The following is a 25,409-nucleotide window of genomic DNA, read 5'->3' on the forward strand; positions in this document are numbered from 1 at the left end:
TCATACTATGGAAGATAAAACATTAGGTATACTACTAGATGTAGTTGGGGAATTATTTTCAGATGAAATATCAATTGCTGTTTCGAATACGAAAGAATATATTTACTATCGGCCAAGTAAACGAATTGATTTAAAGATTAGTGTCGGGGATCCTATAAAGGAAGGAACGATTGCTCATAAAGCGATGGTGATGAACCAAAAAACCTCTGAGTTTATTAATCGGGATGTTTTTGGTATTCCTTATCATGGAATGGCTGTACCATTTTCAAACAATGGAAAGCTTGAAGGGTGCGTAACGGCAATTTATCCAGCTTTAACGGATGGAAAGTCAGTTGTTACTTTAAAAACAACAGACGGCTGGATTCCGGTTCCTTTTTCAAAGGTTATGTATTTAGAGGCTAAAGATAAAAAGACGTATGTGAATTCAGAAGAGTTATCAGGAACACATAAATACTCTCTGCAAGAATTCGAATACTTGCTTCCGAAAGATTCATTTATTAGATGTCATCGTTCGTTTATTGTAAATGTTAATCATATTAAAGCGATTTATCCTGATACCCATTCTACTTTTGTACTTTCAATGGATAATGGTGAGAGAGTACCAGTTAGTCAATCGTACGCTAGTTATTTCCGTAAGCTTCTAGGATTCTAAGTTTTTCTGCTTTAGAACCTAGATTTGCTGTTCTGTCTGAATTTTCGGTATTGTATACTAAAATCCCTATTTTGATAGTGTTAATGTGTAAAATAATTATGAATATTCAATGAGAGAGGGATTACATATGGAGAATAACTTAGATAGAATCAGAGATCAACGTCTAAAAGATCGGGTAGTTACACCTGAGGAAGCAGCTTCCTGGATTCAAAGTGGAATGACTTTAGGCTTAAGTGGGTTTACACGTGCAGGTGATGTAAAAGCAGTCCCATTTGCGCTTGTAAACCGAGTTAAGAATGATGAATCTTTTAAAGTAAATGTTTATACTGGGGCTTCTTTAGGCTCGGATGTAGACAAATTATTTGCTGAGGCAGGAATTTTAGGGAAAAGATTACCTTTCCAAGCTGACGCGACTATGCGAAAAGGAATTAATAACGGAGACTTTTTATTTGTGGATCAACATTTGTCTCATACAGCAGAGTTACTCCGCGCTGACGTTCTGGATATAGATTTCGCTATTTTGGAAGCGGTTGCGATTACAGAGGACGGAATGATTATTCCAACCACTTCAATTGGAAATTCCTTAGCGTTTTCCTTAAATGCTAAGTCTATTATTATTGAAATGAATATGGCTCAATCCGCGCAATTAGAGGGGCTACATGATCTATATGAACCAGGTAAACAAGGAGAGAGGCTGCCAATTCCGCTTGTGAAAACAGATGACCGAATTGGAACAATCGGTATTCAAATTGATTCTGAAAAAGTAAAGGGAATTGTGTTTACGAATCAATTGGATTCGCCATCGACAATTGTTCCTCCGGATGAAGAAACTGTTATTATGGCACAGCATTTAATAGAATTCCTTCGAGAAGAAGTCAAAGTAGGCCGATTAACAAATCGTTTAGCGCCGTTACAATCAGGAATTGGTTCAGTGGCTAATGCAGTATTGCACGGAATGTTAGATTCAGAATTTGAAGATTTAGAAGTATATTCCGAGGTTTTACAAGATGCAGTTTTTGATCTTATGGATGCTGGAAAAGTCAATTTTGCTTCTTGTTGTTCTATCACGCTTTCTGAAGAGAAAATGCAACAAGTATTTTCTAACTTTGAAAAATATCGTGACAAATTAATGATGCGTCCACAAGAGATTTCCAATCATCCTGAAATTATTCGTCGCCTTGGATTAATCTCAATTAATACTGCATTAGAATTAGATATATACGGAAATGTTAACTCTACTCACGTTTTAGGTACAAAAATGATGAATGGTATTGGTGGGTCTGGTGATTTTGCAAGAAATGCTCGCTTAGCTATCTTTGTTACTAAATCGATTGCGAAAGGTGGTAACATTTCAAGCATCGTTCCTTTTATTTCTCATGTAGACCATACTGAACATGATGTAGATGTTATCGTCACTGAACAGGGGTATGCTGACTTAAGGGGACTTGCGCCAAGAGAAAGAGTGGAACTTATTATTGAGAATTGCGTACATCCAATGTATCGTGCCCAGCTACGAGCTTATTACGAAGAAGCAAAAACAAGAGGTGGACAAACTCCTCATATTTTAGAAAAAGCTTTTTCTTGGCATACGAACTATGCTAAAAATGGAACAATGCTTGAAGCGGTAGTAGAAACTGTATAGGTGTGTATCGTACGAAATAGTAAAACGAATGAGTGAGCTTGAAGATTAAATTTTAGAAAAAGAGAACGCCGACTTTTAGGGATGTGAAGTGACCCCTAAAAGTTAGACACGGTTATTTGATTAGGCAGCTTGATAAAAGTGAGTCCGGTATTGTACCGGGCTCATTTTTAATTTTGCCTTAATCCGTTTCGTATTATAATAATCTATATATTTTTCTAATTCTATTTTAAAGTGCTCTACATTTTCAAATTCTTTTATGTAGAGGAACTCCGATTTCATAATCCCAAAGAAATTTTCTATTACTGCGTTGTCGTAACAGTTGCCTTTTCGAGACATACTCTGGACGATAGCTCTTGATTCTAGTGTACGGACGTATTGTCTCATTTGATAATGCCATCCTTGATCCGAATGCATCAGTAGCTGGTGCGTTTCAGGTAAACGTTCCAATGCTTTCTCTAACATGTCTGAAACAAGCGAATACGTCGGTCTAGAACCAATTGTATAGGTAATAATTTCACCATTATACAAATCTAATACAGGTGATACATACAGTTTTTCTCCAAACAATTTAAACTCTGTGATGTCTGTTACCCACTTTTGATTCGGTGCATCTGTATGAAAATTACGCTCTAAAATATTAGGTGCAATTCTACCGACTTTTCCTTTATAGGATTTATATTTCTTCATACGCACAACACACTTTAACCCAAGCTCTTTCATAATGCGCTGAACCTTCTTGTGGTTCACTTTCTGGCCACGATTCGTTAATTCATCACGAATGCGACGGTAACCATAACGACCTTCATTTTCCTCATAAATCGCTTTAATCTCAGCTTTCAAATCGGCATCTACATCTGGACGATTCATTTTCTTTACTAAATCATAATACGTGCTTCGAGGAATAGTAGCTAGCTCCACGAGTGCCTTCACCGAATATTTATGCCTTAATTCATAGACTACTTGCGCTTTGTCTTGTTTTGTGATTTTTCCTTGTTTTGAACTAAGGCATTTAACTTTTTTAAGTACTCATTTTCCATCTCAAGCTGTTTAATGCGTGCTTCAAGTGCTTCGACTGACCCTTCAGCTAAATGTTGTTTTAATTGTTTATTTGAATCTTTTTTCATGGATGGACGCCCCTTTTTCTTAGATTGAAGGGCATCAATTCCTTGTGTTTCGAGCTGTTTTTTCCAAACAGAAATCGTTGAAGGGGCAGGAATATTAAAGATAGCTGCCGTCTCAAATAAGGACATACCGTTTTCAATCATAAAGTTTAGTACGTCTAGTTTAAATTGTTGTGTGTAATTTGTACATCGTTTTAGAAAAGCTTCCAGACCATTCTGTTTATATTGGTTTACCCAATTCAAAATGATTGTGTCACTTATACCGAGCGATCTACCCATTTCTCGATAACTTTCATTTCCGTTCAAATAACGTAGAACGATTTGTATTTTTTCATCAGCTGTAAATTTAGCCATAGAAAAACTGCACCTCCAATTGTTAGACTGTGTCTAACAATTGGGGTGCAGTTCAAAAATCGTACTGATTATAATAAAGATTTATAAAAGTAATTTCTAATTTATGAAAATAAAAGGTTTTTTGAAGTGCTTTCCGAATCAATTTAGTAGTTTACATATTGAAAGTGAGGAAAAAGAATCATGAAGATAAGAGAAGCGTTATTAAGTGAAGCAAATGAATTAAGTGAATTCGCACTACATTCAAAAGCAACGTGGAATTATAGTGAAGAATTCATACTTGCCTGTAAGGAAGATTTAACAATTACGGAAGAGTACATAAAAAATAATTTTGTATATGTTTTAGAAAACGATAATACGAAGATTGGGTTTTTCTCATTTTTACATAACGATAAAGCTCTCGATTTCTTATACATTCATCCTCGTTACAAAGGAAAAGGTTACGGGAAAATACTTTGGGAGTATGTAATAGAAAAAGCCAATGAACTTGGAATAAAAAGCTTTACAATTGATAGTGATCCGAATGCAAAAGGATATTACTTAAAAATGGGAGCACAGTTAATAGGAGAGACACCATCAACTGTCTTTAAGGGTCGTTTACTGCCTCTTTTGAAATATGATGTGTAAAACTATTAATAGTAGGGGAAGATTAGAATGGATGATGTAAAGGAAAAAAGAATATATGAAGCACTAATAAAATCGTGGTCGATTGAAACAAGTTCAAAGTGGACAATTGAAAATCCAGCAAAGGGACAATGTGGTGTTACAGCTCTTGTCGTTCAAGACATATACGGAGGAGAAATTAAAAAGACAAAAGTAAGAGAGGTATGGCACTTTTATAACTTTATAGATGGGCAGAGATTTGATTTTACAGAGACTCAATTCAATGGGAAATTGAATTATATGGATGAAAAGTCAAATCGGGAAGAAGCATTTGCAGATACAAATGAAAAGCAATATAGCATTTTGAAGGAAAAAATAACAAAAGAATTAAAATTATCTTTTGACTCTTAATCTTTAATAAGTTACTATAATGGTGGTAACTTATTAAAGGGAACTTCATAGAGTTGAAAGGGGAAATACTTTTGAAAACAACTTATGTAAACGCTACAATTGTAACGATGAATGAACAAAACGAAGTGATAGAAAATGGATATATCATTGTAGAAAATGATCAAATTATAGATGTAAAGAGCGGAGAATTCGCTAATGATTTTGCAGTAGATGAAGTAATTGACATGAAAGGAAAGTGGGTTTTACCAGGGCTTGTAAATACACATACACACGTTGTAATGAGTCTCTTAAGAGGTATTGGCGATGATATGTTATTACAACCATGGCTTGAGACGAGAATTTGGCCACTTGAAAGTCAGTTTACTCCAGAGCTTGCGGTTGCTAGTACGGAATTAGGATTACTTGAAATGGTGAAAAGTGGTACAACATCATTCTCTGACATGTTTAATCCAATTGGAGTAGATCAAGATGCAATTATGGAAACGGTATCAAAGAGTGGGATGCGAGCTGCTGTTTCAAGAACTTTATTTAGCTTCGGAACGAAAGACGATGAAAAGAAAGCAATCGAAGAAGCTGAGAAATATGTGAAGCGTTACTATAACGAAAGTGGCATGTTAACTACGATGGTTGCACCACATAGTCCATATACATGTAGTGCAGAACTGTTAGAAGAGTGCGCTCGTATTGCAGTAGAAAATCAAACGATGGTTCATATTCATCTTTCGGAAACAGAGCGTGAAGTACGTGATATTGAAGCGCAGTACGGGAAACGTCCAGTAGAATATGCAGCAAGTTGCGGGTTGTTTAAACGCCCAACAGTTATTGCACACGGTGTAGTATTAAATGAAAATGAGCGTGCATTTTTAGCAGAACATGATGTTCGAGTAGCACATAACCCAAATAGTAATTTAAAACTAGGTTCTGGTATAGCAAATGTAAAAGCGATGCTAGAGGCAGGAATGAAAGTAGGAATTGCAACAGATAGTGTGGCATCTAACAACAATTTAGATATGTTTGAAGAAATGCGCATAGCGACTTTACTACAAAAAGGTATTCACCAAGATGCAACAGCGTTACCAGTTGAAACAGCTCTTACACTTGCGACTAAAGGAGCTGCTGAAGTAATCGGGATGAAACAAACAGGATCACTTGAGGTTGGAAAGTGTGCTGATTTTATTACGATTGACCCATCTAATAAGCCGCATTTACAACCAGCAGATGAAGTGTTATCGCACCTGGTATATGCAGCTAGTGGAAAAGATATAAGCGATGTAATTATTAACGGAAAGCGTGTCGTTTGGAATGGCGAATGTAAAACGTTAGATGAAGAGCGTATTATATTTGAAGCGAGTCGTTATAAACGAGGTTTACAAAGATAGATAATTATGTGGCAGTTGAAAAAGCTATCCTTTTTTAAAAGGGTAGCTTTTTTCTCGAACGAATAAATATTCAAAAGAATGTCGCATCTTTCTGTTCATATTTCTGCTATAATATATTACGCTTTATAATATTTTATATTTAAGGAGAACAACTCATGAAGCGAAAAAAGAGCCATTTAATGGTAATGGCACTTGTTACATCTTTATTATTAACAGCTTGTAATAATAAAGCGGATAAAAGTGACATAGAGGTTAAAAAACAAGTGTTAAATGTAACAGTATCAGAAGAAATTCCTTCTCTGGACACTGTGAAAACAACAGATGGTACATCAGCGCACGTTATGCAGAATATATTTGAAGGGTTATATGTATTAAATGATCAAGATCAGCCTACTCCAGCCATAGCAAAATCGTTTAAAAGAAGTGAAGATGGTAAGAAATATACATTTGACTTGCGTAAAGATGCAAAATGGTCAAATGGGGATAATGTAACAGCAAATGATTTTATGTTTGCGTGGAAACGTGCAATTAACCCTGAAACAGCATCTCAATATGCGTCCATGCTCTTTTATGTAAAAAATGCGAAAGAGATTAATAAGGGAGCAATGTCTCTAGATGAACTTGGAGTTACGGTTATAAATGATTATAAGTTAGAAGTTGAACTAGAACAGCCAATTCCGTATTTTTTACAGTTGTTAGCATTACCTATATATTTACCACAGCATGAATCATTTTTGAAAGAACAAGGAAACAATTATGCATTGGAACCTAGTAATCTCATATATAACGGTCCATTTGTATTAGAAAAATGGAAGCATGAACAAGAGTTTCAATTAAAGAAAAATGCTACATATTGGGATCAAAAGAAAGTGAAACTAGACGAAATAAACTTTCATATCGTGAAGGATACAATGACAGCTGTAAATTTATATGAAGCCGGAGATTTGGACCGGGTACCTATTAATTCGCAAGTTGTAGACAAGTATAAGGGGAATAAGGAATTACATATGTCGAGTGATCCTGGAATTGCTATGCTTCGTTTTAATGAAAAAAATACCGCGTTAGCAAATAAAAAGGTGCGTCAATCTATTTCATTAGCGTTAAATAAAGATGATTTCGTTGCTCACTTTATTAATAACGGAGCAAAACCTGCAAGTGGACTTGTACCAGTTGGTCATGTAAATGAAGAGACTGGCAAAGATTTTAGAAAAGAAAACGGAGATCTTTCTCTATATGACTTACAAAAGGCGAAAAAGATTTGGGAAGAAGCGAAAAAAGAACTTGGAGTAGGCGAAGTAAACCTTGAGTTTCTAACATTTGAACAAGATAACGCAAAACGTATGGCAGAATATATAAAAGGTGACTTAGAAAAGTATTTGCATGGATTAACGATACAAATTAAACAACAGCCATTTAAGCAAAAATTACAGTTAGAACAAACAGGTGATTACGATATAACTATGGCAAATTGGGGACCTGACTATAAAGACCCAATTAGTTATTTAGAGTTATTTACGACAGGGAATCCGAATAATAAAATGAATTATTCTAATGTTCGTTACGATGAATTAATAAAGAAAGCGAAAACGGATTTTGTACTAGATAGGGAAAAACGATGGGAAGCGTTGCGAGAAGCCGAGCAGGTATTATTAGAAGATGCTGCGGTGGCGCCGCTTTATCATATTGGCTCAGCGTATGTACAAAAGGAGTATGTAAAAGGGATTGAAAAACATCAATTTGGTGGTGTTTATACTTATAAGAATGCTTATATTGCTAATGAATAAATACAAAAAACCTTACTTTTTAAAAGTAAGGTTTTTTACACATGAATTCTATTAAACCGATTTTAATAAAGCGTAAAAATTCGTATCATATGGGATATCATCTTGATACATATAATTTTTTAGAACGCCTTCTTTTTCAAAGCCTAATTTTAATAGTACTTTATTGGAAGCTTCATTTTCAAGAAATACAATTGCCCCGATCCGCTTTAAATGAATCGTATGGAAACCGTATGATATAACCTCAGAAACAGCTTCAGTCGCATATCCTTTTCCCCAGTGTTCAGGTAAAAAGGCATAACTTATATTGGCTCGTTTATGCTCAGAAGACCAATCGTGAAAACCAATGGTACCGATGAGTTCTTTCTTGTCTTTTAATTCGATTCCCCATTTTATACCGTTTCTTGCATTGTAACTGAGCTTAAAGTTATGAATGATTTGTTTCACTTGATCAACATCTTGTAACGGTTTTTGGCCATAATAGCGCAGTACATTAGTATTAGAAAAGCATTGTAGTATACGCGGTGCATCTTCTTCGGTAAGTTCTCTTAAAATGAGTCGGTCTGTTTTCAATATAGGAAACATGCTTTCACTCCATTTCTTTTGAAACTAGAATGTGTTGTTATTATATAATCTAGTCTGAAAATAAAGATTATTCAAGAGGGGAGTAAGGTTTTAATTTATGATAAAATTGATTGTGGAATATATTTCAAAAAGAGGTTTGTATATGGAGAAAAATTCAATTTTAATTGTAGATGATGATCAAGATATTGTTCAATTTATAAAAGTGAATCTAATGCAAGAAGGTTTTAAAGTTTTTAGTGCTCATAACGGAGAAGAGGCTTTAGAAATAATAAATAATAACAGTATTCAACTTGCTATTTTGGATATTATGATGCCTCAAATGGATGGTATAGAACTTTGTAGAAGGGTTAGAGAGAAACATAGTTTACCAATTATGTTTTTAAGCGCGAAATCATCGGATGTAGATAAGGTAATTGGATTTAGTACTGGGGCAGATGATTATATTGTGAAGCCGTTCAGTACAATTGAATTTATCGCAAGAGTGAAAGCTCAATTAAGAAGGTATACATATTTCAACCAAAATGCTGTTCAAGTAATGGAAAAGAAAATAAATATTAGAGGTTTAGAAATAGATGAAGTGTCGAGAACAGTAATGTTATATGGAGAAACAATGAATCTTACGAAAACTGAATATGATATTTTGTACTTAATGGCCGCTGCAAAGAATCGTGTGTTCACTATTGAAGAAATATATGAGAGCGTTTGGAAAGAAAGAGCCTATGAAAGTAATAATACAGTAATGGTTCATATTGCAAGATTAAGAAATAAAATTGAAGAGAATCCAAAAGAGCCGAAGTTTATTCAAAATGTTTGGGGAGTCGGATATAAAATTGAAGATTAAATCATTACAAGGCATTAGAGCTAAGTTTTTTATTGCATTCATATGTAGCATTTTGTTAGCAACTGTAAGTATAATAGCGTTTCAAATTGTAATTGGAAATATATATAGTCATGTTACTGCGTTAGAGGAAAAATATTCATTTTTATATTTTATAGTTTTTTTGATTTTTACTACAACATACTTTGCATTCATGACAAAAACGATGATGAAAAGATTATCTCAAATTAATAAGAACGTGAAGAAAATAAGTGATGGTAATTTTGAAATACATATACCTATTTCGAAAAGCGATGAGATTGGTGAACTAGCGGCAAATGTTAATAGAATGGCGAAAAGTTTAAAAGAGTCTATTGAGAATGAAAAAAAACCACAGGAAATGAAAAATGAAATGATTAGTAATATTTCTCATGACTTACGAACGCCAGTAACATCTTTAATAGGTTATGCGGACCTGTTAGGAAATAAACTTCATTCAAATGGAGAAGAATGTGAAGAGTATGTAAGTATATTAAAGCGAAAAAGTTATGAATTAAAAAATCAAGTAGATGATTTATTAGAATACTGTCAAATAAATTATAGAGAGATTGAATTACATAAAGATGAAATAGATATGAAAGCATTAATTGAACAAATCATGATTGACTTTGTACCACAATTAGATGATGCCAATATGAGCTTTTATATTAAAAGTGATGAAGTGCTACATGTAGAAGTTGATGTGGCACTTATAGTGAGACTATTTGAAAATGTAATAGGTAATAGTATTATGTATGGAAAAGATGGAAAGGAAATTGCAATTGGAATTTCCAATAAAACAATGAATGTTGAAGTAGAAATTAAAAATTTTGGAAAATGCATTCCGAAAGAGGACCTTCCTTACGTTTTTGAGAAATTTTATCGTAGTGAAAAATCACGTAGCTCTCATACGGGTGGGAAAGGAATAGGACTTGCAATTTCGAAAAGTATAGCACAGCTCCATCAAGGGGATATAACTGTACGTAGTAACGATAAAGAAACAGTTTTTACTGTAAAATTACCGCAGTATAAAAAAGTAAGAAAGTCGTAAGTATTTCTTTCATATGTCGTAATTTTTACTTTGTATCATTGAGAAAAAGGATATGAGAGTAGGGATACGACATGTGGAAGAAATTTTTATTAGTAATTATAGTTCCTTTTTTAATTATAAGTTGGAGTTTAATTTATGTAGCTAATGGTGTTACATCAGTCTTTGTTTGGTGGTGTATACAGGCTTTTAGTGTAATTTCAGTTTTTCTCTTAATAGGATCAGTAATAATGTTTTTTTTGAACGGCATTTTTAGAAAGCGGATAGATAGAACGCTACTTTTAATTATTCTGTTTTCTATCATTGGAGCTTGGCCTGTCGGTTGGTTTGCTAATATAGGTAGAATTGCTTATCCAGCAGATATACAATCGATGGGTCCTAAAGCAGTAGTTCGTGTTCCTTTGAATGAACGAGCATTGATAGGTTGGGGCGGTGATCGGTTAGAAACGAACTATCACGTTATAAAACCAAATGAAAGGTGGGCATATGATATCCTTATGCCGCCTGCTGAAGTGAAAAGTAGTATGTTAGAGGATTATGGAATATATGGAGCAGAAGTAATGGCACCAGCTTCTGGAACAGTTGTATCTATTAATAATGATGAAAAAGATGTAGTTCCAGGAGAGGATGATTTTCAGTCGATGGCGGGGAATCATATTTATTTACGACTAGATGAATCAGGGACATTTTTGATTCTTGCCCATTTAAAGAAAGGCTCAATTAAAGTGAGGGAAGACCAACATGTAAATGAAGGAGAGGTTCTTGCTCAAGTCGGTAACTCCGGAAGTTCAAGTGAGCCGCATTTACATATTCATCATCAAAGGCAGGATCCGTCCAAAGTAAATATGTTTTTTGCGGAAGGATTGCCACTTTACTTTCGAACTGAAAATGGTGTCATGATGCCGGAAAGAGGGACATACATAAGTGGTAAGTAGAAGAAAATCATTTCATCCAAAAAGGGTATTCCAAATTAAAATTGGAATACCCTTTTTTCATTACCCTACAAACGTTTGATACAGTAAGAAAATATTTAAAATGATAACGAGTGCTGCAATTATCCATGCGATAAATGTTGTTATACGGTGGTTAACGAGTGCACCCATAATCTTTTTATTACTTGTAAACATAATAAGTGGCACTAGTGCAAATGCAATACCAAATGATAAGACAACTTGACTCATAACGAGAGCGTAAGTTGGATTTACACCTAAAGCGATAATAACTAGTGGTGGAATCATTGTAATAAATCGACGTAAATATAACGGAATATGCATGCGAATGAATCCTTGCATAATAATATCACCTGACATTGTACCGACAGAAGAGCTTGATAAACCTGCTGATAAAAGTCCAATCCCAAATAATGCAGCCGATACAGGACCTACTAAGTTGGTAAATTGAGTGTAAGCAACATCTAAATCTTCAACGTGCATACCGTTTTTAAAGAATAGTGCAGCTGCTACAATTAACATACTTGCATTAATTGCTCCAGCGATAACCATTGCAATAATAATATCGATAAATTCGAAACGAAAAATCTTTTTCTTTTGTTCGTCAGTTGTTCCAACCACGCGGCGTTGTGTTAATGCAGAATGCAAGTATATTGCATGCGGCATAACTGTCGCACCTAAAATCCCTGCTGCAAGTAATATACTGTCTACACCTTGGAATTTCGGAATAAATAGTCCTGAAAGAAGGGGACTTAATTCTGGTTTTGCATAAAAAACTTGGATCCCAAATGCTATTACTACAATAAAGATCATCCCTGTAATAATAGCTTCTAGTGAGCGAAATCCTCTGCGTTGAAACTCAAGAATAATAAATGATCCGACTGCTGTAATTAAAGCAGCTGGTAACATAGGTATTCCAAATAATAAATACAATCCGAGTGCTGCCCCGATAAATTCAGCTAAATCTGTAGCCATAATAACGAGTTCACCTTGTATCCATAAGCCGATAGACACAGGCTTTGGAAAGTTTTCACGAGCTATTTCGGGTAAATTGTTTCCTGTAGCAATTCCTAATTTAGCCGATAAAGTTTGGATTAATACAGCCATTAAGTTAGAAGCGAATATAACCCATAATAGTAAATATCCATATTGTGAACCAGCTGCGATATTTGTAGCAAAGTTGCCAGGATCAATATAAGCAACGGACGCGATAAAAGCGGGCCCTAAAAATGGTAACAGTCTTTTCCAGCCTTTTGTTTCTCCACTTAAAGCTAAGTGAGCTGATTGTACAGTTGTACTTTCAGAAGGGAGATGTTCATCTTTTGTTATATCTTTATTCATAGTAGTTTTCCCCTTTAAAATGTTAACTTGATGAAATTATTGTATTTATTCTTACTCATTATTTCAATACATTTAAATATGTTATGTGATAATTTCATTTGAACACGAAAGTTTCCTTAATGCAAATTATATGCCTTTATGCAATGGATGGTGTGATAATGTAAAATGAATTGGGAGTTTATGGTGTGATGACATGGGGAAACATAGTGAATTAAAGGGCTGTTTTTGAAATTTATGTGAACATAAAGCCGATAATACAGCATATTAATTGATGGAATTGCATTTGTATGATATATAATATATTGGGATTACAACATAACCATAGTGTTTTGATGTGTAATCTTGTTTTTTTATTTTTGTTAACTGATAGAAAATAGTATAAAGAAAAGAAAATGGGATTCATTTTCTTATTATATATGTTTTGATATGAACGTTAACTTATACATGATTTTAAAAATTAGATAGGTGGTAGAAATACATTGGCAACTACAAAACCATACAGAGTATTACTATATTACATGTACACAACAATTGAAAATCCAGAAGAATTCGCGGCAGAGCATTTAGAATTTTGTAATTCACTTGAATTAAAAGGAAGAATTCTTGTAGCAAAAGAAGGTATTAACGGAACTTGTTCTGGAACTGTAGAGCAAACAGAAAAATACATGGAAGCAATGAACAATGATCCACGTTTTGATGGTATCGTATTTAAAATAGATGAAGAAGAAGGGCATGCATTCAAGAAAATGCACGTACGTCCTCGTCCAGAATTAGTTACACTTCGTCTAGAAGATGACATTAACCCACACGAAATAACTGGGAAGTATTTAGAGCCAAAAGATTTTTATGAGGCAATGAAACAAGAAGATACAGTTATCATTGATGCACGAAATGATTATGAATTTGATTTAGGACACTTCAAAGGTGCGATTAAACCTGATATTGAATCATTCCGTGAATTACCAGATTGGATTAGAGAAAACAAAGAAACACTTGAAGGTAAAAAGATTTTAACTTATTGTACAGGCGGAATTCGTTGTGAGAAATTCTCAGGTTGGTTAGTTCGTGAAGGTTATGAAGATGTAAGTCAGCTTCACGGCGGAATTGTAACGTACGGAAAAGACCCAGAAGTACAAGGTGAGCTTTGGGATGGACAATGTTACGTGTTTGATGAGCGTATCGCTGTACCAGTAAATCAAAAAGAACATGTTATCGTTGGTAAAGACCACTTTACAGGTGAACCATGTGAGCGCTATGTAAACTGTTCAAATCCAGAATGTAATAAGAAAATTTTATGTTCTGAAGAAAACGAAGCGAAATATTTACGTGCATGTTCTCATAAATGTCGTGTAAGTCCACGTAACCGCTACGTAATACAACATGAATTAACGGAAGAGCAAGTAGCTGCTGCATTAGAGAAAATCGAAGCAGGGAAGTAAGCTGAATTCGTATAATAAAAAGGTACTCCAAGCTTTATTTTGGAGTACCTTTTTTGTTATACGGTTCTGTCATTTGTCGGTAAGTCGATATATTTGAAAAATCGCTGATAAAAATTTCATTTACTGCAGCATACCACATATTTGGAAATAACCTTCTTTAATTTTTATCCTCTTTTTCTTTTACAGCAGACAGTACAGTTTGTTTTACCCATGCTTTTCTTCTTTTGTGCTGCACAGCCCATTGGTATAACCCTTGAGCGCCTAAAATAAGTGAAATGACAATGCCGCTAATCGCAATTAATAGAGCGAAAAATTCAAGAGGTGACGATATTTTGTTTGAATCGGTGTTTCTTAGAAGATCGATCATAGTAAACCCTAACATTTGGCCTACTACAGAGTAGAGCGTTAAAATTAATAATAAGAGACTATCTTTTTTTGAGGCGACATTTTCTTGATATTTAAACAAACTATCAAGATTTTGTTTCGCGTTCGAGTATAAAACCTCAATATTAAAAAGTTTTCTTAAGCGGAAGAAAATATCTTCACTTTGTGATTGAGATACTAATTCTAAAGAAAAATAATTAGCAGTGAACGAATTAATCGAATAAATTAATTTCTCTATTTCATTAGTATCTTGTTCAATATTTAGCTCAGCATAGGCGTTTGCCATTTTTAATAAAACAATTTTATGGAATAGGTTTAATAATAAAGCGTAATAAAATTCTCCGTACATTTGACTAGCAAGTTTATCGATTTCGCGTTCTCCTTCATTTGTTACACATGTAAAAATATGTTCTTCCATAATGAAGTAACGATTTGGAGCCCATCTCTGGTAAGCGTGTTTTTTTAAATAGTTATGAATGTAAGGAAGGTTACTTGCACTCACATATGGCTTACCATCACTTGTTAATCCGGAAAGACTGGAAGTACGATAAACATCCACTTCATTAAGTTCCATACCTTCTTTTAGTGACAATAAAGTTTGGACGTACATTCTCTGGTCTTCAAAGAAAGGGAAGGTTTGAAAGTATGAACTTCTTAATCTCTTCTTTTCAAAGAAATCAGTTACGCCATGAAATAAATAACCAAAAATGAATTTTTCAACTTGGGAATACTTTTTTCCGTTACATTCAATACAAATAGACTCATTTGTATCAGTTTTAGTTTCAAGTACACGGAAGCGATCTGCGAATTCGATTGCTTCAGATAAAGTCATGTTTGGAGCAGTGTTTACTTCTGTTCGAATTGTTAAGAAGCCAAGTTCATAAGGACAAAGTGTTACATCAATAGAGTGTATCTTGAATGGAATTGAAATAAGGTTTGTTGTTAAATGTCCAGTTAAGTTAAGATCTTTTGAATAACGTTGCAAGCCCTTTTGATGCTCTGAGTGAGGAAAGAGAATTTTATTTGTAAATGAAAGATAGTATGCTTCCATATTTTGATGTGAAACTTTAAACTCCCCATAATATGTATTTTCATCATCGAGATGATCGAGCCGAAAAGGACGAAAATCGTTTTTTTGTAAGAAAGGGAACATATTTTGTTCATATCCAGTTTTAAACGAAAACGGGAATATAAATTGGAATATAGCTGTTGCTACACCTTTTTCCTCAATTGTTTGTATTGCCTCCATCTACATTGTTTCCTTTCCATATATGCTATAGAAACAACATGCCCAAATTTATTTGAAAATAACCACTGTTTTATACTCAATTGAGAGTGAAAATTCAGCTTATTTAGCAGAGGACATGTATAATGTTATGTATACTAAAAGTTGTAAAATTGTATTTTGAAAAGGGGGATGCTGTATGCGGATTTTAGTATTAGGCGCTGGTGGAGTCGGAGGGTTTTTTGGTGGCAGATTAGTCGAAAAGGGAGAAGATGTTACATTTCTTGTTCGTAGTAAACGGAAAAAACAATTAGAGGAAAGAGGACTTGTAATCCGAAGTGTTAACGGGGATTTTTCCTTCCAACCGAAATTAATAACGAAAGAAGAGAGAACTTCTCCATTTGATGTCATTTTATTTTCAACAAAAGCGTATCACTTAAACGAGGCTATTCAAGATTTGAAGCCGTTTGTTGGCGAAAATACTGTAATCATTCCATTGTTAAATGGTATCGCTCATTTATCACTACTACAAAAAGAATTCGGCGAAGAAAAAGTAATTGGCGGTTTATGCTTTATCGAGACGACGTTAAACGATCAAGGAGAAATTGTACAAACTAGTGCTGCCAACAGACTTGTGTTTGGAGAAATTAAGTCTCAAAATTCAGAGAGAGTAAAGCATATTTCTAAAGCATTTGCAGGTACGAAGTCTAGTTTTGTTTTAAGTGAAAATATTACGCAAGATATGTGGCATAAATATTTATTTATTACTGTAATGTCAGGTGTGACAACGTTAATGCGTGCACCAATTGGACCAATTCGTGAAAGTGAAGGCGGCCGTGATTTTATCCGTAATGTGTTTGAGGAATCTGTACAAATCATGAGAGTATTAGGAGCTCCAGTAAAGGAAAATATTGCCCAGGAACATATGAAAACGATTGATAAAATTTCGTATGATATGAAGTCATCGATGCAGCGTGATATGGAAAAGGGTTCATTTATTGAAGGGAAGCACTTGCAAGGATATTTACTGGATGTAGCAGAGAAATTTTCTATAGCGGCACCATTATTAGGAACTATATATCAAAATTTAAAGGTGTATGAAGAGATGACCTTTAACAAATCTGTAATAGAATTAGATGTATGAAAAAATAAAAAAGATAGCAATATATAAGTGTATTGCTATCTTTTTTATTTTTTTGTATGACAAATCATTTATTTCTTTTCGTTCTATCTGTCAAATTTATTTCCTGTTCACGTTTACCATATAACTGATTAATTTCATTTGCTACTGCATCTAAATATGAATCGGAAAAAATAGGCTTCTTTTCTTTAGACATATGGGTCTCCTTTGTGGATTTTTTAGTATTCATTATGTATATTTCTCAGCGGATTATGCGCAATCATTTTAATTTTTTTCTTATTAAAAATTTTTGTTTACTTTTTGAAAATAAAGGAGTATTATAATCCACAGTTTCAATTTTCTAAATCGCTGAAACCGCATGGTACGGGGGACCCGTTTTTACGGATTAGTACATAATCCGATGGGGTGAATCCTTGAAAAAGGTAGGGCTACTCATAGGCCCGAATCCGACAGCTAACCTCGTAAGCGTTATATTGAGAAGGAAGGTGGAGCTTGTGCGACAAAAAAAATAATGTCTACAAGTCTATTTCGCTATGGCTTGTAGACATTTTTTGTTTTCTGAAGAAATAGTTTACTGGCTGTAACAAGCAGAAAAGTTCGTACAAAATTATTGGAGAGTGGACAGCATTGGTTTCATCTATTAAAAGATTTTTAATTGGAAGACCGTTAAAATCAACGGAGCTTGGAGAACAAAAGCTTAATAAAACGAAAGCTTTAGCTATTTTATCTTCTGACGCATTGTCATCAGTTGCTTACGGTCCAGAGCAAATTTTAATTGCTTTAGCAGGTGTTGGAGCGATCGCCTATTGGTATTCCATTCCGATCGCTGTTGGGGTATTAGTATTATTGACAGCCCTTATTTTATCTTATCGTCAAATTATTTTTGCTTATCCGCATGGCGGGGGAGCGTATGTTGTATCAAAAGAAAATTTAGGGATGAATCCAGGCTTAATTGCTGGAGGATCTTTATTAGTTGACTATATTTTAACTGTTGCGGTAAGTGTGTCCGCGGGTACAGATGCAATTACTTCTGCGTTTCCTAGCTTACATGCACATAACGTAATTATTGCGGTTATATTTGTTATATTAATTACGATATTAAATTTAAGAGGAGTAACGGAATCAGCTTCCGTGCTAGCATATCCTGTTTATTTATTCGTTTTAGCACTATTTATATTAATTGGTGTGGGCATATATAATATTTTAACTGGTCATGTTTCACCTACTTTACATGCGCCGATTGGAACACCAGTTGCAGGAATTAGTTTATTTTTATTACTAAGAGCATTTGCATCAGGTAGTTCTGCTTTAACAGGTGTTGAAGCAATTTCAAATGCAATTCCGAACTTTAAAGATCCTGCGCCAAACAATGCTGCAAAAACATTGCTTGCAATGGGTGCATTACTTGCTGTGTTATTTTCAGGAATTGTATTTTTAGCTTATTATTACGGAGTGACTCCGAGTAAAGAAGTAACAGTTGTTTCTCAAATTGCTGAACAAACATTTGGACGTAATTTCATGTACTATTTCATACAAGGTACAACAGCTTTAATATTAATTCTCGCTGCTAATACAGGCTATTCTGCATTTCCTTTATTAGCGGTTAACCTTGCAAAAGATAAATTCATACCGAGAATGTTTACGATTAGAGGAGACCGTTTAGGTTACTCAAACGGTATTATTATACTTGGAGTTGCTTCGATTATTTTAATTGTAGCTTTCCAAGGACAAACAGAACATTTAATTCCACTATATGCAGTAGGTGTATTTATTCCATTTACACTTTCTCAAACAGGGATGGTATTAAAATGGCTTCGGGAAAAACCTGAAGGATGGGCTTTAAGATTAACGGTTAATTTAATTGGTGCAGTTATTAGTTTTATCGTAATGAGCATGTTCTTTTTAACTAAATTTGCACAAGTTTGGTCGATACTTATTTTCTTACCTGCAATCATATTCTTATTCCACAGAATTAAGAAGCACTATGATGCGGTAGGTGATCAGTTAAGTTTAAAAACTTGTGAACCACTTGTTCCGATTAAGGGAAATGTAATCGTCGTTCCGGTAGCTGGTATGACTCACGTAGTAGAAAATTCATTGAACTATGCTAAGGCTCTTTCGGCAGATCAAGTTATTGCTGTATATGTTGCTTTTGACAGGGAAGAGGAAAAGAAATTTGAAGAGAAATGGAAAAAGTGGCAACCTGAAGTTAGGCTTGTTACATTACATTCTCATTATAGAAGTATTATCCAGCCGCTAACGAAGTTCATCGATACAGTGCAATATAAGGCAAGTGAATCGAATTACCGCGTTACGGTCGTTATACCACAGTTCATTCCGAAAAAAGGTTGGCATAACATTCTTCATAATCAATCCAGTTTACTCATACGTGCGTATTTACTTTATAAAAGAAATGTTGTTATTACGACAGTTCCATATCATTTGAAAAAATAAGAAGATTTTTTAAGGATAGCTTCGTGAAAATGAAGCTATCCTTTTTGTGTATATGCTATGCATAATTGCATATGGGCTCGAAAATTATATTTATATAATTTTATCGGTTATTTTCAAGTAGTGTTTTCTGTTGTGATATGTAGATATTTCAATCTATAAAGTGAATCGGATTATATTTTGAAATAAGGACACGAAAGCTTGAAAATAAAGGGAATGAAAATACTTCTTTACGTTATATAAACAGCTGTGTTTAAATGACCTTACAGTACAAAACATATATGAAAACAAAACGAAATTTCATATTTACGTATGTTGTTTAGTTTAAAATGAATAATATTTTTATGTAATATATTCACTGTGTGAATGTGGGGATTTCGATGAAATAGAAAATTTATACAATATTATTCATACTAAACACATATGAAAAATAATAAAATGTTTTGTGACGATAAGTAAGTACTGTAGCAATACGAGAGAGGTGGTTCGTACATGGATCGCGGTGAGAACGTTCTCTATTTTAACCATCTCAAATTATAGGTAAGAAAATAGAATAATAAAATGCGATAGTAATAGTTGCTAATACATAGGAGGAGTTAAAGTGAAAAAGACTTTAATTACAGGGTTATTGGTTACAGCAGTATCTACGAGTTGCTTCATTCCTGTAAGCGCTTACGCTAAGGAGGGGCAAACGGAAGTGAAAACAGTATATGCACAAAATGTAATTGCTCCAAATACATTATCCAATTCAATTAGAATGTTAGGATCACAATCACCGCTTATTCAAGCATATGGATTAATTATTTTACAACAGCCAGATATTAAGGTAAATGCGATGAGTAGCTTAACGAATCATCAAAAGTTTGCAAAGGCGAATGTACGAGAATGGATTGATGAATATAATCCGAAGCTAATTGACTTAAATCAAGAGATGATGAGATACAGCACTAGATTTAATAGCTATTATAGTAAGCTCTATGAATTAGCAGGAAACGTAAATGAAGATCAGCAAGCAAAAGCAGATTTTATGAGTGCATATGGAAAATTACAATTGCAAGTACAAAGCATCCAAGAGAGTATGGAGCAAGATTTATTAGAGTTAAATCGATTTAAAACAGTATTAGACAAAGATAGTAACAACTTATCAATTAAAGCCGATGAAGCAATAAAAACACTGCAAGGATCAAGTGGAGATATTGTGAAATTAAGAGAAGATATTAAAAGAATTCAAGGTGAAATTCAAGCTGAATTAACTACTATTTTGAATAGACCTCAAGAAATCATTAAAGGTTCTATTAATATTGGTAAACAAGTATTTACAATCACAAATCAAACTGCACAAACGAAAACAATCGATTTTGTTTCTATCGGTACTTTAAGTAATGAAATTGTAAATGCTGCAGATAGTCAAACGAGGGAAGCAGCTCTTCGCATTCAACAAAAGCAAAAGGAGTTATTGCCACTTATTCAAAAGTTATCACAAACTGAAGCAGAGGCGACTCAAATTACATTCGTTGAAGATCAAGTAAATAGCTTTACAGAATTAATTGATCGTCAAATTACAACTTTAGAAACGTTATTAACGGATTGGAAAGTTTTAAATAATAATATGATTCAAATTCAAACAAATGTCGAAGAAGGCACGTATACAGACAGTAGTTTACTTCAAAAACATTTCAATCAAATTAAAAAAGTAAGTGATGAAATGAATAAGCAAACAAATCAATTTGAAGATTACGTTACAAACGTTGAAGTACATTAAACAGAAAAATAATTAGCGATATAGGGAGAGAAGAAAAATGACAAAAAAACCTTATAAAGTAATGGCTCTATCAGCACTTATGGCAGTATTTGCAGCAGGAAATATTATGCCGGCTCATACGTATGCAGCTGAAAGTACAGTGAAACAAGCTCCAGTTCATGCGGTAGCAAAAGCTTATAATGACTATGAAGAATATTCATTAGGACCAGAAGGCCTAAAAGATGCAATGGAAAGAACAGGTTCAAATGCTTTAGTAATGGATCTGTACGCTTTAACAATTATTAAACAAGGTAATGTTAACTTTGGAAATGTATCGTCTGTTGATGCGGCTTTAAAAGGGAAAGTAATTCAGCACCAAGATACAGCTAGAGGAAATGCGAAGCAATGGTTAGATGTATTAAAACCACAGCTTATTTCAACGAATCAAAATATCATTAACTACAATACGAAATTCCAAAACTATTATGATACTTTAGTTGCTGCAGTTGATGCAAAGGATAAAGCGACTCTTACGAAAGGCTTAACTAGATTATCAAGTAGTATTAATGAAAATAAAGCACAAGTGGATCAGTTAGTAGAAGACTTGAAGAAATTCCGAAATAAAATGACTTCGGATACGCAAAACTTCAAGGGTGATGCAAATCAAATTACATCTATATTAGCTAGTCAAGATGCAGGAATTCCGCTATTACAAAATCAAATTACAACGTACAATGAAGCAATTAGTAAATATAATGCAATTATTATCGGTTCATCTGTTGCGACAGCTCTAGGACCAATTGCAATTATCGGTGGTGCAGTAGTTATTGCTACGGGCGCAGGAACACCGCTAGGAGTAGCATTAATTGCAGGTGGTGCAGCAGCTGTAGGCGGTGGTACAGCTGGAATCGTATTAGCGAAGAAAGAGCTTGATAATGCACAAGCAGAAATTCAAAAGATAACAGGACAAGTTACAACTGCGCAATTAGAAGTAGCTGGATTAACGAACATTAAAACACAAACAGAGTATTTAACAAATACAATTGATACTGCAATTACAGCGTTACAAAATATTTCAAACCAATGGTACACAATGGGATCAAAATATAATTCTTTACTTCAAAATGTGGATTCAATTAGTCCAAACGACCTTGTTTTCATTAAAGAAGATTTAAACATTGCGAAAGATAGCTGGAAAAATATTAAAGACTATGCAGAAAAGATTTATGCTGAAGATATTAAAGTAGTAGATACGAAAAAAGCATAATTGAATACGAATCGTTAGAGCGTTAAGTGTTGATGAATGATTTGAAGCTCCTGTTCAGTTGTGAGCAGGAGCTTTTTATACTCTTATAAAGAAAATAGGTGAAAAGTATGCAGAAAAGATTTTATAAAAAATGTCTTTTAGCGGTAATGATTGCTGGGGTGGCAACGAGTAACGTATCTCCTTTACATCCTTTTGCAGCAGAACAAAATGTAAAGGTACTACAAGAAAATGTGAAAAACTATTCTCTTGGACCAGCTGGATTCCAAGATGTAATGGCACAAACGACATCGAGTATATTTGCAATGGATTCATATGCAAAATTAATTCAAAATCAACAAGAGACGGATTTAAGTAAAATAAGTTCGATTAATAGTGAATTTAAAGGGAATATGATTCAGCATCAAAGAGATGCAAAAATTAATGCAGCATATTGGTTAAATAATATGAAGCCTCAAATTATGAAAACGGATCAAAATATTATAAATTACAATAATACTTTTCAATCGTATTATAACGACATGTTAATAGCGATTGATCAAAAGGATAGCGGAAAATTAAAAGCGGATTTAGAAAAGTTGTATGCGGATATTGTAAAGAATCAAAATGAGGTAGATGGATTATTAGGAAATTTGAAAAGTTTTCGCGATAGAATGGCGAAAGATACAAATAGTTTCAAAGAGGATACAAATCAGTTAACAGCGATATTGGCAAGTACGAATGCTGGTATTCCAGCTCTAGAGCAACAAATAAATACATATAACGATTCGATTAAAAAGAGTAATGATATGGTCATTGCTGGTGGCGTACTTTGCGTAGCGCTAATAACATGTCTTGCTGGCGGGCCGATGATTGCGGTTGCAAAAAAAGATATCGCAAATGCAGAAAGAGAGATAGCTAATTTAAAAGATAGAATTTCAGGAGCACAAGCAGAAATCGTAATTTTGACTGATGTAAAAAATAAAACAACAAACATGACGGAAACAATTGATGCAGCAATTACAGCACTACAAAACATATCAAACCAATGGTATACAGTAGGTGCAAAATATAATAATTTACTACAAAACGTAAAAGGAATTAGTCCGGAAGAGTTTACGTTTATAAAAGAAGATTTACATACAGCGAAAGATAGCTGGAAAGATGTAAAGGATTATACAGAAAAATTACATGAAGGTGTGGCAAAGTAAACAGTGGGCTAGTTCCGCTGTTTATTTTTATTCCGTTTTTTTGTGAGAGTTGAACTTGTAATTTTATATATAAGTTTTCATGTGTTTTATCCATGTGTGTATAAAAAATCTTTTTGTTATCGCTCCCTTTGATAGAATCCATTTTCACATAGGTTTTTTACCGAATTTTTTAAAAATTAAATTTTACGGCTTGATAATTCGTTTAAAATGATTTAATCTTATGTCAAATGATATATTTATCTATCAAAAATGCTTTTGTAAAGATAAAGGAGTGATTGAGAATGTTAAACGCCCCATTGATGGTAAGCCTTTAGGTGCAACCACATTGAAAAGATTGGGAAGAAATGAGTGAGCTTTCACAATAAAGAACTCTATAACTTTATGTAGTGTTTGATGCCCTTTGATTAGATTTTTTTAAAAAACAAACCAATATTAATTGAATCAAAGTTTAGAAATTAAATATATGAGTAGTAGAAAAAAGCCATTAGTTGTTATCATGTCTTGATGAAAAACATAAAAAATAGGCAAGAAAAATTCTGAGAAAACCTGTTCAGAAAGTATGGTATGAAAGCAAGTTAGTGATGGGAATTCAAAACCAATTTGATAAAAGTGAGGTAAATAATATGACTTTTGAAGAAAAATTACAAGCATATGCAGAACTTACGGTGAAAATCGGTGTGAATATTCAACCAGGGCAATACTTATTAGTCAATACATCAGTGGATGCATTGGATTTCGCCCGTATAGTTGTGAAAGAGGCTTATAAGGCTGGGGCAGGGCGTGTTCATGTTAATTTCTCGGATGAAGAAATGGAACGTGCTTACTTTGATTATGCCTCAGATGAAGAATTTAATCGCTTCCCAGAGTGGATAGTCAAAATGAATGATGAGCTGATCGAATGTAAAGGAGCATTATTAATGATAGATGCTACAGATCCTGATAAATTTACAGGTATTTCATCTAATCGTCTAGCTACCTATCAAAAGGTAGCAGGAGCTGCTCTGAGCAACAATCGCAACGCCGTAATGAAGGATTCAGTAGCTTGGTCTATGGTAGCAGTTCCTTCACCAAAGTGGGCATCGAAGGTGTTCCCGGATTTAGCAGCTGAGGATCAAGTACCAGCATTATGGGAGGCTATTTTTAAAGCTGTTCGTATTGGTGAAGGCAGTGCTATTGAAAAATGGCGTGAACATGTAAAAAATTTAGAATCTCGTGCGGTCCTACTGAACAATAAAAAATATATAAAGCTTCACTATACAGCGCCAGGTACTGATTTAACAATTGCATTAGCACCACAGCATAAATGGATTACTGGAGGTGGTAAAACTCCTGATGATACTATCTTTATGGCTAATATGCCGACCGAAGAGGTTTATACGTTACCGATGAAACAAGGTGTAAATGGCTATGTAAGCAATACAAAACCATTAGTTTATCAAGGGAATATTATCGACGGCTTTAAACTGACATTTGAAGAAGGAAAAATTGTTAAAGCTGAAGCACAGGTAGGACATGATTTATTACAGGAGCTTATTAATGTGGATGAAGGCTCGTGCTATTTAGGTGAGATAGCACTTGTACCAAATGAATCACCAATTTCAGCATCGGGAATTTTATATTTTAATACATTGTTTGATGAAAATGCATCGAACCATTTAGCGATTGGTAAAGCTTATCCAACTTGCTTAGAGGATGGAAGAGATTTAGAAAACGATCAGCTTGAAACGTTAGGTGCAAATATTTCAGTAACACATGAGGATTTTATGATTGGCAGCAGTGAGATGGACATCGACGGTATTCTACCAGATGGAACTGTAGAACCAATTTTCCGTAAAGGTAGCTGGGCATTTTAAG

The 25,409-nt window shown here is 34.0% G+C and carries 21 protein-coding genes and 1 riboswitch; of the genes, 16 read left to right on the plus strand and 5 right to left on the minus strand.

Annotated elements, in window-relative coordinates; all coding sequences use genetic code 11:
* Positions 1-7: 7 nt before the first annotated feature.
* Positions 8-652: a LytTR family DNA-binding domain-containing protein gene (locus tag NZ044_RS09250; protein WP_044783472.1), complete on the plus strand. Its 645-nt coding sequence runs from the start codon at positions 8-10 to the stop codon at positions 650-652.
* 127 nt (positions 653-779) lie between these two features.
* Complete coding sequence (locus NZ044_RS09255; protein WP_044783471.1) at positions 780-2,294, plus strand: acetyl-CoA hydrolase/transferase family protein; 1,515 nt, start codon at positions 780-782, stop codon at positions 2,292-2,294.
* A 120-nt stretch (positions 2,295-2,414) separates the two neighbouring features.
* On the opposite strand, the gene NZ044_RS09260 is transcribed toward NZ044_RS09255, so the two are convergent.
* A protein-coding gene (locus NZ044_RS09260; RefSeq protein WP_085959122.1) for an IS3 family transposase occupies positions 2,415-3,769 on the minus strand; the annotation gives its coding sequence in 2 pieces (ribosomal slippage) (positions 2,415-3,316 and positions 3,316-3,769; 1,356 coding nt in all).
* Between the two features lie 180 nt (positions 3,770-3,949).
* On the opposite strand from NZ044_RS09260, the gene NZ044_RS09265 reads away from it, so the two are divergent.
* From NZ044_RS09265 to NZ044_RS09280, 4 genes are all read left to right on the plus strand, one after another.
* On the plus strand, positions 3,950-4,393 hold the full coding sequence (locus NZ044_RS09265) for a GNAT family N-acetyltransferase (RefSeq protein WP_081143977.1): 444 nt from the start codon (positions 3,950-3,952) through the stop codon (positions 4,391-4,393).
* Between the two features lie 27 nt (positions 4,394-4,420).
* Positions 4,421-4,780 (plus strand): YunG family protein, encoded by a 360-nt coding sequence (locus NZ044_RS09270; protein WP_000342908.1) that lies wholly within the window; start codon positions 4,421-4,423, stop codon positions 4,778-4,780.
* Positions 4,781-4,833: 53 nt separating this feature from the next.
* Positions 4,834-6,159, plus strand: a complete 1,326-nt coding sequence (locus NZ044_RS09275) for a bifunctional S-methyl-5'-thioadenosine deaminase/S-adenosylhomocysteine deaminase (protein ID WP_002083246.1) — start codon at positions 4,834-4,836, stop codon at positions 6,157-6,159.
* Between the two features lie 155 nt (positions 6,160-6,314).
* Complete coding sequence (locus tag NZ044_RS09280) at positions 6,315-7,943, plus strand: peptide ABC transporter substrate-binding protein (RefSeq protein WP_000823502.1); 1,629 nt, start codon at positions 6,315-6,317, stop codon at positions 7,941-7,943.
* Between the two features lie 51 nt (positions 7,944-7,994).
* Here NZ044_RS09280 and NZ044_RS09285 read toward each other — a convergent pair whose 3' ends face one another.
* Positions 7,995-8,525, minus strand: a complete 531-nt coding sequence (locus NZ044_RS09285) for a GNAT family N-acetyltransferase (RefSeq protein WP_000483974.1) — start codon at positions 8,523-8,525, stop codon at positions 7,995-7,997.
* A 142-nt stretch (positions 8,526-8,667) separates the two neighbouring features.
* Here NZ044_RS09285 and NZ044_RS09290 point away from each other — a divergent pair, with 142 nt between their 5' ends.
* From NZ044_RS09290 to NZ044_RS09300, 3 genes are all read left to right on the plus strand, one after another.
* Entirely contained in the window at positions 8,668-9,366 is a 699-nt protein-coding gene (locus NZ044_RS09290; protein ID WP_000414529.1) for a response regulator transcription factor, read from the plus strand.
* Entirely contained in the window at positions 9,332-10,432 is a 1,101-nt protein-coding gene (locus tag NZ044_RS09295) for a HAMP domain-containing sensor histidine kinase (RefSeq protein WP_340949687.1), read from the plus strand. The genes NZ044_RS09290 and NZ044_RS09295 overlap by 35 nt, the downstream gene beginning before the upstream one ends.
* 71 nt (positions 10,433-10,503) lie before the next feature.
* Complete coding sequence (locus tag NZ044_RS09300; protein WP_044783469.1) at positions 10,504-11,364, plus strand: M23 family metallopeptidase; 861 nt, start codon at positions 10,504-10,506, stop codon at positions 11,362-11,364.
* A 60-nt stretch (positions 11,365-11,424) separates the two neighbouring features.
* Here the strand turns inward: NZ044_RS09300 and NZ044_RS09305 are convergent, their stop codons facing one another.
* Positions 11,425-12,720, minus strand: a complete 1,296-nt coding sequence (locus tag NZ044_RS09305) for an Nramp family divalent metal transporter (protein WP_001030674.1) — start codon at positions 12,718-12,720, stop codon at positions 11,425-11,427.
* 479 nt (positions 12,721-13,199) lie between these two features.
* Here NZ044_RS09305 and trhO point away from each other — a divergent pair, with 479 nt between their 5' ends.
* A complete protein-coding gene (gene trhO, locus NZ044_RS09310) occupies positions 13,200-14,159 on the plus strand; it encodes an oxygen-dependent tRNA uridine(34) hydroxylase TrhO (RefSeq protein WP_000246235.1) in 960 nt (319 codons plus the stop codon).
* Positions 14,160-14,316: 157 nt separating this feature from the next.
* Here the strand turns inward: trhO and NZ044_RS09315 are convergent, their stop codons facing one another.
* Entirely contained in the window at positions 14,317-15,792 is a 1,476-nt protein-coding gene (locus NZ044_RS09315; protein ID WP_000387459.1) for a hypothetical protein, read from the minus strand.
* A 175-nt stretch (positions 15,793-15,967) separates the two neighbouring features.
* On the opposite strand from NZ044_RS09315, the gene panE reads away from it, so the two are divergent.
* The gene (gene panE, locus NZ044_RS09320) at positions 15,968-16,912 is read left to right on the plus strand and encodes a 2-dehydropantoate 2-reductase (RefSeq protein ID WP_001221905.1); all 945 of its coding nucleotides are present in this window, start codon (positions 15,968-15,970) and stop codon (positions 16,910-16,912) included.
* A 64-nt stretch (positions 16,913-16,976) separates the two neighbouring features.
* On the opposite strand, the gene NZ044_RS09325 is transcribed toward panE, so the two are convergent.
* Positions 16,977-17,105, minus strand: a complete 129-nt coding sequence (locus tag NZ044_RS09325; RefSeq protein WP_000031873.1) for a hypothetical protein — start codon at positions 17,103-17,105, stop codon at positions 16,977-16,979.
* 140 nt (positions 17,106-17,245) lie between these two features.
* A riboswitch (cyclic di-AMP (ydaO/yuaA leader) is annotated at positions 17,246-17,392 on the plus strand.
* A 144-nt stretch (positions 17,393-17,536) separates the two neighbouring features.
* Between NZ044_RS09325 and NZ044_RS09330 the strand changes: the two genes are divergently transcribed.
* The 5 genes from NZ044_RS09330 (at position 17,537) to NZ044_RS09350 (ending at position 25,408) form a co-directional block, all read left to right on the plus strand.
* Positions 17,537-19,363, plus strand: coding sequence for an APC family permease (locus tag NZ044_RS09330; RefSeq protein ID WP_000254886.1), 1,827 nt, complete (start codon positions 17,537-17,539; stop codon positions 19,361-19,363).
* A 598-nt stretch (positions 19,364-19,961) separates the two neighbouring features.
* Positions 19,962-21,122: a non-hemolytic enterotoxin NHE subunit A gene (gene nheA / locus NZ044_RS09335; RefSeq protein ID WP_000751828.1), complete on the plus strand. Its 1,161-nt coding sequence runs from the start codon at positions 19,962-19,964 to the stop codon at positions 21,120-21,122.
* A gap of 37 nt (positions 21,123-21,159) precedes the next feature.
* The gene (nheB, locus tag NZ044_RS09340; protein WP_000162968.1) at positions 21,160-22,368 is read left to right on the plus strand and encodes a non-hemolytic enterotoxin NHE subunit B; all 1,209 of its coding nucleotides are present in this window, start codon (positions 21,160-21,162) and stop codon (positions 22,366-22,368) included.
* Positions 22,369-22,475: 107 nt separating this feature from the next.
* Positions 22,476-23,555 (plus strand): non-hemolytic enterotoxin NHE subunit C, encoded by a 1,080-nt coding sequence (gene nheC / locus NZ044_RS09345; protein ID WP_001172000.1) that lies wholly within the window; start codon positions 22,476-22,478, stop codon positions 23,553-23,555.
* A gap of 623 nt (positions 23,556-24,178) precedes the next feature.
* A complete protein-coding gene (locus NZ044_RS09350; protein ID WP_000141970.1) occupies positions 24,179-25,408 on the plus strand; it encodes an aminopeptidase in 1,230 nt (409 codons plus the stop codon).
* Position 25,409: the final 1 nt, after the last annotated feature.

This window comes from Bacillus sp. FSL K6-1338, assembly GCF_038006965.1.
In the GTDB taxonomy this organism is placed as follows: domain Bacteria; phylum Bacillota; class Bacilli; order Bacillales; family Bacillaceae_G; genus Bacillus_A; species Bacillus_A thuringiensis_S.

Excerpts from the sequence above, each read along its gene's own strand:
- NZ044_RS09250 (WP_044783472.1), top strand. The coding sequence starts at position 8 with ATGGAAGATAAAACATTAGGTATACTACTAGATGTAGTTGGGGAATTA.
- NZ044_RS09255 (WP_044783471.1), top strand. The coding sequence starts at position 780 with ATGGAGAATAACTTAGATAGAATCAGAGATCAACGTCTAAAAGATCGG.
- NZ044_RS09265 (WP_081143977.1), top strand. The coding sequence starts at position 3,950 with ATGAAGATAAGAGAAGCGTTATTAAGTGAAGCAAATGAATTAAGTGAA.
- NZ044_RS09270 (WP_000342908.1), top strand. The coding sequence starts at position 4,421 with ATGGATGATGTAAAGGAAAAAAGAATATATGAAGCACTAATAAAATCG.
- NZ044_RS09280 (WP_000823502.1), top strand. The coding sequence starts at position 6,315 with ATGAAGCGAAAAAAGAGCCATTTAATGGTAATGGCACTTGTTACATCT.
- NZ044_RS09285 (WP_000483974.1), bottom strand. The coding sequence starts at position 8,525 with ATGTTTCCTATATTGAAAACAGACCGACTCATTTTAAGAGAACTTACC.
- NZ044_RS09290 (WP_000414529.1), top strand. The coding sequence starts at position 8,668 with ATGGAGAAAAATTCAATTTTAATTGTAGATGATGATCAAGATATTGTT.
- NZ044_RS09295 (WP_340949687.1), top strand. The coding sequence starts at position 9,332 with ATGTTTGGGGAGTCGGATATAAAATTGAAGATTAAATCATTACAAGGC.
- NZ044_RS09300 (WP_044783469.1), top strand. The coding sequence starts at position 10,504 with ATGTGGAAGAAATTTTTATTAGTAATTATAGTTCCTTTTTTAATTATA.
- NZ044_RS09305 (WP_001030674.1), bottom strand. The coding sequence starts at position 12,720 with ATGAATAAAGATATAACAAAAGATGAACATCTCCCTTCTGAAAGTACA.
- NZ044_RS09315 (WP_000387459.1), bottom strand. The coding sequence starts at position 15,792 with ATGGAGGCAATACAAACAATTGAGGAAAAAGGTGTAGCAACAGCTATA.
- panE (WP_001221905.1), top strand. The coding sequence starts at position 15,968 with ATGCGGATTTTAGTATTAGGCGCTGGTGGAGTCGGAGGGTTTTTTGGT.
- NZ044_RS09325 (WP_000031873.1), bottom strand. The coding sequence starts at position 17,105 with ATGTCTAAAGAAAAGAAGCCTATTTTTTCCGATTCATATTTAGATGCA.
- nheB (WP_000162968.1), top strand. The coding sequence starts at position 21,160 with ATGACAAAAAAACCTTATAAAGTAATGGCTCTATCAGCACTTATGGCA.
- nheC (WP_001172000.1), top strand. The coding sequence starts at position 22,476 with ATGCAGAAAAGATTTTATAAAAAATGTCTTTTAGCGGTAATGATTGCT.
- NZ044_RS09350 (WP_000141970.1), top strand. The coding sequence starts at position 24,179 with ATGACTTTTGAAGAAAAATTACAAGCATATGCAGAACTTACGGTGAAA.